The sequence below is a fragment of the Psychrobacter sp. CX14 genome (assembly GCF_057396205.2).
This window is the reverse complement of sequence record NZ_CM183187.1, coordinates 1,239,214-1,248,531: the sequence shown is the minus strand read 5'-3', so window position 1 is coordinate 1,248,531 and position 9,318 is coordinate 1,239,214. Positions and strand designations below refer to the sequence as shown.

The window sequence follows — 9,318 nt, the reverse complement described above, 5'->3', positions numbered from 1 at the left end:
AATTATTGACTAATGATAGCAACGACGCGTCGATTGCTTTGACGGCCTTCATCAGTGTCATTGCTTGCTACCGGCTGCGATTCACCATAGCCTTGAGTCGTTAAACGTTGGCTTCTAATTCCATATTGATTAACAAGCATATTTTTCACCGCATCAGCGCGCTGTTGGGATAGCTTTTGATTATAAGAAGCTGCACCCTTACTATCGGTATGACCTTCTAAGACAGCAGTTACCTCTGAATTTTGTTTCATATAATCAGCAACTGCTTGGAGTTTTTGAGAATAGGTAGAGCGAATATTTGCGCTATCAAAGTCGAATAAGACATCTAACTTGATAGGCTGATTAATAACGATAGGTTCAGGTTCTACTTGTACAGGCTTCTGCTGAGGTTGAACGATTGGCTGACAGTCATTCGCCACTACTCGGCTGATTTGATGAGTCTGTTCAGGAGAGTTTTGCAATAAATTAATCGCTGTCGATTCATCAAGAGCACGTGCAACAGGCAGATTATGCTGTTCGTCAATGGTTACTTCATAATAATAGGTTTGCTTTGGCTCTAGAAGCTTTATTGAAGCAACATTATTTAGGAAGTTTGTCTTAGTACTGGTTATTTCTGTACTTAGGTTATGCTGACCAGTACATACAATTGATTGAGAATACTGACCAGGCTGCAAACTCGTTTGGAAGCGATCATCAATACCAACATTGATACTGCCTTGATAGTCTTCACTTACATTTGCTGATGGATTTGCTTGACGAAAAACGACAATGCGGCTTTGATTTTCTTCTAAATCCGTATTATTAGGAACCGTAAAATTCGCACCTTTTTTCTCCCAACGCACATTATTAACTTGTCGGCTACTGCTTCCATCAGAAGAAGAGTTTGTAGCTGACGCTGAGTTATGTGAATTATTAAAGTCAGGTAATGATTGGCAGCCACTTAAAGTAATAGCTGCAAATAAAGACGATAATGCGAGTGTTTTGAGTTTCATTTGGTTGTTCTCTATTAATTGTGAGATGAAGATAAAATTATGTTGATAGTGTAATAATTACAAAAGTTAATAGATGGTTAAACGGTTGAGTAAAACTAGGTCATCAAAGAAAGTAAATCATTATTGTTTTAAAATGATGAAATCATAAGATAATGAGAATTATTTATACAATATCAGAAATATACTGAGGCTCTATTACAAACCTTTTTTATATAGTACTCAAATGTATAGTAATTACAATGACTTATTAAAACTGATAAGTACATTTAAATAAACATTACTTAAAGAAATTAAAAGTAACTAAATGGAAAGGAGTACTTACTTATCTAAACATTCCTGCATTACATTCCTGCATTTTTAGCGCACGGATTTTTTTAATTAAAATTTGATTAAGGGATATACGGAATGAGTTTAGTCTGCTTAAACTAGAGGAAAGATATGATATTTCTCTTAGAGATTTATAAAGGAAGGTTGGATTAATATGACTTAGTATAGAATATAAGCGGAGGATCGACAGACATAAAAAAACCCCAAACTAGGATAAGTTCGAGGTTGAAACCGTTAAGCTAATATTGGCTTATAAGGTTTAAAATATGGCGCAGCGGACGGGACTCGAACCCGCGACCCCCGGCGTGACAGGCCGGTATTCTAACCAACTGAACTACCGCTGCTTAGGTCGCTTTAGAATATTTAGCCACTCTCTAAAATGAGTGGTGGGTGATGACGGATTCGAACCGCCGACATTCTGCGTGTAAGGCAGACGCTCTACCAACTGAGCTAATCACCCTAAATCTTAACCAATTGCATCAGCAATTATAGGTCTAGATACCAATAAAAGAAACAAGCTAATTACTGCTAAGCTCCCTTACTGTGGATGTGTATTATATACATTTCACATAGAGTGTCAAACACTTTTTTCAAAAAAACCAAATTCAGTTCAAACGCTTATTTGGTTATTCGAAACTGTCCCAATACCCACCCACCTCATAATGTCATTATTATTGATTAACGCTCACCGAGACCTTCAGATAAGGTCTTAGTAATCGGTTTGGTTAAATATGACAATACAGTACGCTCCATTGCTTTAATGTCAACGCTAGCTGTCATACCAGGTTTAATAATAATTTCATCACCACGACCTGCAAATTCAGCTTCACCAATTTTGATAAGCACACGGTAATAAGGCTCTTCACCTTTTGGTGTTTTCTCCATAAGCGTGTCAGGACTGATATAAGTCACTGTACCATGCATTGCACCAAAAATAGAATAGTCATAAGCATCTAGCTTAACCGATGCGGCCTGACCTTCTTTCACATACGCAATATCAGCAGGTGTGACTTTTGCTTCTACAATTAGATCACTACTGGTCGGTAGTAGCTCCATAATGACCTCGCCTGGCTTAACCACGCCGCCGATGGTAGTAATATTAATATTATTCACTTTACCATCTTGAGGCGATAACAGACGCTTTTCTTCTAAAACCTGACTGCGATCACGTAACTGCTCAAGCTCACTGTCTAACTCTTCTTGAGCTTTTGTCATCTCAGCCTGTGCTTCTTCGAAATACTTATTACGCTTGTTATTAATTTGCGCCTCGATATCTGCAACCTGTCTACGTAGCTTGATAACATCGGCTTGACTCACGTCACCATACTCTAGCAAAGGCTCGTTCATGCTAAGCTCTTTTTTGGCCAGCACAAGCATTTGCTCAAGAGAAGATACTTCTTCATTAATCGCTTGTTTACGGCGATTATAAAGCTGAGTTTGGTTCTCGACATATTCAGGATACTTAGCGACACTATCAGGGAATATCAGCGGTCGATCAAAGATTTCTGCTTGTAGACGCGCTAGTTTGGCCTCTAGGGCTGCTGATTTGGTTGCTGAGTTGTCATAAGCGGCTTGCGCTCGTTCTTCCTCAAGAATAACTAACAACTGCCCTTTTTTAACATCGTCACCTTCAGAGACCAGTATGTCAGTTAAGACGCCACCTTCGGATGCTTGTACTTCCTGCGTACGTGCGCTCGCAATAACCGTCGCCTTCGCTCGAGTTACCTGATCAATCGTTGCAAAGTAAGACCACACCAGAAGTATTGTAATACCGATAAGTGCAATCCAGATGCTGAGACGAGCACGGCCAATCTTAGGCTTGGTGGGTGTATATTGATATTCAGACATGCCTATTTCTCTTCTGGTTTGGGTTTAATAACAATGCTATTGGGAATACTTGGCTTGCTCTTAGGTGTACTATTTACCGAGTCCGTTTTATTTGGCTCTGACTGAGTGCTGGTATTGGTCGCTGATTGACTGTTTTCAGACTCAGGTTGAATAATAATCTTTGGCTTTTTAGCTGATGGTGCAGCCGGCTTATTATTCTGATTGGTTGACTGACTAATGTTTGGTTTAGATGCTTGCGGGGCAACCGGATTATTGGGTTGTGCCGGACTGCCAGAACCATTTGGTCCACCTGAGCCGTTCGGATGGTTATTCGGCGCATCAGGATTGGTCTGAATTGCTGGACGATTGGCGTTTTGCTGCGCTATTTTATCAGGACCACCTTGACGCTTGGCTTGCTCATTTTGCATCAGTTGCTTAAGTACTGCCTCTTTTGGACCATCCATAACAATTTGATGATTGTCCATAATAATAATACGGTCAACCAAATCAAGCAGTGCGGTTTTATGAGTTGAGACAACCAAGGTTTGGCCATCTTGTAACTCCTGATGCAATACTTGCAGACAGCGCTGCTCTTGACGGTTATCCATAGAGGCCGTTGGCTCATCAATGAGCATCACTGACGGTTTGGTTAATAACAATCGAGTGAAGGCAACTAACTGCTTTTGACCACCAGATAGCCCTCGACCACCCTCACTAATTGGCAGGTCTAGACCGCTTGAATGGTTTGCAACTAGGTTGAGTAGCCCTGTTTTTTGCATCGCTTCATGTAGCACATCATCGTTCGGTGCTGCTAAACCAATCAGTAAGTTTTCACGTAACGTCCCTTGGAATAAACGATGATCTTGTTGAAGATAGCCGACCTGCTCACTCAAAGACTCACGGCTGATTTGCTGAATATCAAGACCATCTAATAACAAACGCCCAGAGGTTGGTGCATACAAACCTGATAACAGTTTTAGTAAGGTTGATTTACCTGAACCAATCGGGCCCAAGATAGCAATACGCTCACCTGGCTGGATAACTAACTTTTTAACGGTTACCGCAGGGCGGTCATTGCCTAAATAATTAAATACCAAGTTATCACATTGATAATGACCTCTAATTTTGGTCGGTGATAATGGGTAGTTTACGCCGTGATTGTCTTGCTCAAGCGCGAAGATACCTTCAATCATACTCTTAGCCGCTTTGGCATGAGAATATTGAACCAATAAGTTAGGAATGCCCATTACTGGGGCAAGAACACGGCCACCTAAAATCGAACAGGCAATCAAACCACCCATAGTCATATCGCCACTCATCACCACAAATGCACCCATGATAACAATACCGACATAACTGGTCTGCTGTAGCATCTGGGTAAAGTAGCTTAAGTTATCGTTGGCATGCTTCATGTCCAAGTCATTTTTGATGGTGACATTCATCACATCAAGCCAACGTGATAGGAACTTCCAGCTACCTGCGCCTGCTTTGATGGTTTCCACGCCTTCAACGGTTTCAACTAACAGACCAGTTTTATAATAAGATGCTGATGCACCCGTTGCCGCAATCTCATCGATGCGTTTTCGTGCTGATAAGCCCATGATAATAGCAATCGTCGCTGCTACAATTGGCACTAACGCGACTAGTGGTGAGCCGATATAGGCAATAATAGACAAGAAAATAATCGTCATTGGGATATCGACCAGAGCGAACAAGGTACTGGCAGTAAAGAAGCTTCGTACTTGCTCATAACCACGTAACTGCGCAGCCATCGAGCCCACTGAGCCAGGCATTTGGTCAATTCGGACTCTGAGCAAACGCTGGAACACTTCACGAGATAAGTACTGATCCAACCCGACGACAACTTTATCCATGATTCTTGAGCGAGCGAATTTCATAAACGCTTCGAACAGAATAAATAACGCCACACCACTGGCTAGGATGATTAAGGTGCTTACCCCTCGCGTAGGAATAACTCGGTCATAAACCTGTAGTGAGAATAAAGATACCGCCAGTGCTAAGAAATTAATCAGAAAAGAGGCAACCACTGCCTCAACAATAACGCCTTTATAACTTTTTAAATCCGTCTTTAGCAGCGTGGTAAATGAGGCATTGCGTGTTTTGATATGGTCTTCTTTTAGACGCAAACGCAGCACTAAAGTTAAATCACTTGCCAGTACCACATGGTTGGTTGTTTCTTGGCGTAAGTTCCAGTTGCCTTGCGGTGTCTGTCCATCAACAATACCCCATCCGAATCTTGGATGATAAGCCAATAATGGTAGGAAGGCGGCATCAGGCTGTTTGAGGATTTCAGGGGCCTCATTAATACCCAATCCGTTTAATACCTCAATAATACCGCCAAGCGTATTAATACCACGCCCTTGGTTTACTGCTGCTTGGGTATCATGTTTACGGATAATATCTTGCAGACGAATATTATCAATGGGATAGCCTTGCTGACTAAGCAAGTGTCTGAGCGCATCGGCTAACGATTGTGCGGTAGTTAGGTTGTCAGAATTTGGGACTAAATCTCCATTAAACCCTGCATTTCCCGACTCTAAATTATCTGATGACGCTTGATGATTACTCATGAATGACTACTTATTAAAAATTATTATTACAGTATTAATTAAGATGACGATAAAGCAGCGCTTAGTCAGTACAGTAAAATGATTCATTTTACGGTTTATTATTTAAATTATTTACTAACCGCGATACTGCTTAAACGATAAAGCTACTTATTGGCTAGGCTCATTATCAGTGTGAGACTGATCATCTTCCTGAGATTCATTATTAAGTTGAGGCTCACTGTCAATCTGAGTAGCTCTATTCATAGACCCAATCTGATCTTCAGTAATAACGATAACGTCCCCATTATCTAATTGCTGCTGAGTAGAAGCTGGTAGATTCACAGAAATGTAGCTGTCCTCAAAACTGTCTGGAATATTTGACGGTCTTTGACCATAACCAAGCTTCTGACTGTCAGAATTTACCTTTTGCGTCTGGATCCACTCTCTCACCGGATCCATTGGGCTAAACTCTTTAACCGGTTCACGGTTATGTGCAAAGGTCTGCCATGGCATTAAACCGAAATCAACTTGTAGGTTATAAAAGGCAGCTAAAATATCTGAACGTGTTTGCACCAGGCGGATTTGATAATCACTAAGTTCACGAACCGCGTTTAGCACTTCAAGCCAAGTCTTACGGCCAGCGATAAACTGACGACGATAAGAGTTAACCACAATTTGAGCTCCGGCAACTGCTGCCACTAATGACAACTCTCGATTCTTAGCACTAGAGAAGCGTTGATATTCAACTTGAATATTTTCCATTACCTCACGGCGTGACGCTTCTTGGTTTTGCAGCAAACTATTGACACGTGCTTCTGAGGCACGGGTTAATGCAAGATTTGAAAAACCAGCACCCGGCTGATAGTTTAGACCCACATAAAATCTACCGTCATCTTCATTGGTATCATGATCATAGGTGTGTTTGTATTCAGCAAAAACGGTGGGATATTTGGAGGCATTCTGTGCTTTTACTTCTTGCTTTGCAGACTCTGCCTGAAAGTAGCCTTTTACCACAGAAGGGTTATAGAAACTGGCTTGGTTAAAGGCCATCTCTTCAAATCCAATGGCTGAGGTTTTGGCTTGATCGACTAATACTTTAAGCTGAGGCACATTATAAGCACTGCCCTCAGAAATAGGACGACCAACGATTTGCTCTAAACGTGCCGCTGCAATTCTTTGCTGTTCAACGGCCGCTTCATAAGCATTTTGCTCTTGTAGAATACGGTTAGTTACTAAATCTAACTCAATACGTGCAGATACCCCTTGTTTAACGCGGCGCTGCATCATCGCCTCAAAGTCATTAAGCTGTTCAAGGTTTTCAAGATAAACACGTTGTTGAGCAACGGCTGTGATATAGGTTCGCCATGCTTCAATAGTGGTCTTAGCAACTTGGTTTTGCTGCTCGTAAATATTTTCAACCGCTGCTTTGTCATCAAAGATAGCTTGGTTAACGTTGGCCGTTAGTCGACCACCAGTCCATAACGCTTGGCGTAGTCCGACCTCAGAGACGATATTATTGTCTGAGTTATAAGAGGTTGCTGCGCTCGGCTCTGGTAACAAATTAAGCTTGGCCGCGTTAATACCTTCAGTCGTTGCTTGTTGCTCTGCTTTAGCAGAACGAACCAAGGGATGCGTTTGAATCGCTTGAGATATAAGCGAGTTGATCTGGATATCGGTGATTGGCGTATTGGCGTGAGCAGATAATCCAACACCAGTAAGCAGCAATAAAGCAGTTAACAGTTTATTTTTATAACGCTGTTTGTGGTTATTTATTTTTTGATTACTTTTGCTAAACATCATAATGTATGAACTTATTGATTAATGGTTGATGCACTGTTTGGGTTACTATTGAGAAGGTAATAACTGTTATTTTTATATTGATAACCACTTTTTTTAGCGTTGATAATCCATGAAAACTTAAAACAAATTCTTGCAATTTTCATACATTATAACAACAGATATGACCTAATATAAGTTAATTTGTCGCAACATACAATTTATTTAAATTAATAGTCTACATCATACTTATAGCGATTTTATGACATATTAAGAGACAATATCAATATTGACCGATGCTTCTTTGGTCACTCTTAATACTTCTTCTAAGGTGGTTTTGCCTGCCAAAACCTTTCTAAGACCATCCGCGCGAATGGATGGCGTTAACTGGCGCGCATAGTCTTCTAGCTTATATTCTGCTGTACCGCCATGAATCATACGGCGTAAAGTATCATCAACGGGTATCACTTCATAAATTGCCGTCCGACCTTTAAACCCAGATTGATTACAGACATCACAACCAACGGGCACTGGTAACCTTAATGCCTCTGTTTGCACACAAAGACTGGCATTATCTTTTCGAATTTCATCAAACAGCTGCGATTGTACAGCATCTGCATCTTTCCACTCATGACAGTTTGAGCAGAGCGTGCGCACCAAGCGCTGAGCGACAACACCGATTAAGGATGAAGCCAATAAAAACGGCTCCACGCCCATATCTTGCAGGCGAGTTACCGCACCAATGGCCGTATTAGTATGGAGTGTGGATAATACTAGGTGACCGGTCAGAGACGCTTGGACCGCAATCTCTGCGGTTTCTAAATCACGTATCTCCCCCACCATGACCACATCGGGATCTTGACGCAGCATAGCCCGCAAACTGCGCGCGAAGGTCATATCCACCTTGGTATTAACCTGAGTTTGACCAATACCGTCAAGCTGAAATTCAATCGGATCTTCTGCAGTCAGAATATTACGTGTTTGATCGTTTAAATCGGTCAAAGCAGCATAAAGGGTTGTGGTTTTACCAGAACCGGTTGGACCTGTGACCAGAATAATGCCATGCGGACGATGAATCAGTTTTTTTAGCTGCTCATAATCTTTATCATCCAAACCAAGATAAGTCATATTCAAGCGACCTGCCTGCTTATCAAGCAAACGCATCACCACACGCTCACCAAAGCTTGACGGTAGCGTCGAGACACGCACATCAACTTCACGGCCGGCAAGCCTTAAGCTAATGCGTCCATCTTGAGGCACTCGCTTTTCAGCAATGTCTAACTTTGCCATAACTTTGATACGCGACACCAATAAAGGCGCAAGTTGACGTTTAGGACTGACAATCTCTTTGAGCTCCCCATCAACCCTAAAGCGAACCGATAACCTTTTTTCAAAAGTTTCGATATGGATATCAGAGGCATTTAGCCGAATGGCTTCGGATAGCAGCGCATTAATTAGGCGGATGATGGGCGCATCGTCTTGACTGTCCATCAAATCCTCAGTCTCAGGCACACTGTCTGCTAAGCTCACTAAATCTGGATGATCCTCTAAGCCCGCAGCAATATGTTGAGACTCCCCAGTATTCCCTGCATACGCTGCAGTCATACGTTTCTCAAATTCCTCTTGACTCACGTTTTGCAGTTCTGGAGGCTGGTTACTGCCCTGACTTACTGCAAAATGAATGGCTTCATTAATCGCATTAATAGGCGTCTCTTCAGTGAGTAAGAGTGTTGAAGCAGCCGTCGAGTCGGCGGAAGGCAATAATAAGAGCTGATGTCTTTTGGCAAAGCTGTACGGCAAAAACAACATAAATAGGCTACTTTTTC

At 41.7% G+C, this 9,318-nt stretch carries 5 protein-coding genes and 2 tRNA genes; all 7 read right to left on the bottom strand.

Annotated features, from left to right (window positions below):
• Positions 1 to 2: 2 nt before the first annotated feature.
• Positions 3 to 992, bottom strand: a complete 990-nt coding sequence (locus AC2SLO_RS05200) for an OmpA family protein (RefSeq protein ID WP_486542675.1) — start codon at positions 990 to 992, stop codon at positions 3 to 5.
• Positions 993 to 1,586: 594 nt separating this feature from the next.
• Positions 1,587 to 1,663, bottom strand: a tRNA-Asp gene (locus AC2SLO_RS05195).
• A 40-nt stretch (positions 1,664 to 1,703) separates the two neighbouring features.
• Positions 1,704 to 1,779, bottom strand: a tRNA-Val gene (locus tag AC2SLO_RS05190).
• 218 nt (positions 1,780 to 1,997) lie between these two features.
• Positions 1,998 to 3,167: an HlyD family type I secretion periplasmic adaptor subunit gene (locus AC2SLO_RS05185; RefSeq protein WP_486542677.1), complete on the bottom strand. Its 1,170-nt coding sequence runs from the start codon at positions 3,165 to 3,167 to the stop codon at positions 1,998 to 2,000.
• A 2-nt stretch (positions 3,168 to 3,169) separates the two neighbouring features.
• The gene (locus AC2SLO_RS05180) at positions 3,170 to 5,737 is read right to left on the bottom strand and encodes a type I secretion system permease/ATPase (protein WP_486542679.1); all 2,568 of its coding nucleotides are present in this window, start codon (positions 5,735 to 5,737) and stop codon (positions 3,170 to 3,172) included.
• Positions 5,738 to 5,884: 147 nt separating this feature from the next.
• Positions 5,885 to 7,516 (bottom strand): TolC family protein, encoded by a 1,632-nt coding sequence (locus AC2SLO_RS05175; RefSeq protein ID WP_486542681.1) that lies wholly within the window; start codon positions 7,514 to 7,516, stop codon positions 5,885 to 5,887.
• A gap of 246 nt (positions 7,517 to 7,762) precedes the next feature.
• Positions 7,763 to 9,301 (bottom strand): type II secretion system ATPase GspE, encoded by a 1,539-nt coding sequence (gene gspE / locus AC2SLO_RS05170; RefSeq protein WP_486542683.1) that lies wholly within the window; start codon positions 9,299 to 9,301, stop codon positions 7,763 to 7,765.
• Positions 9,302 to 9,318: the final 17 nt, after the last annotated feature.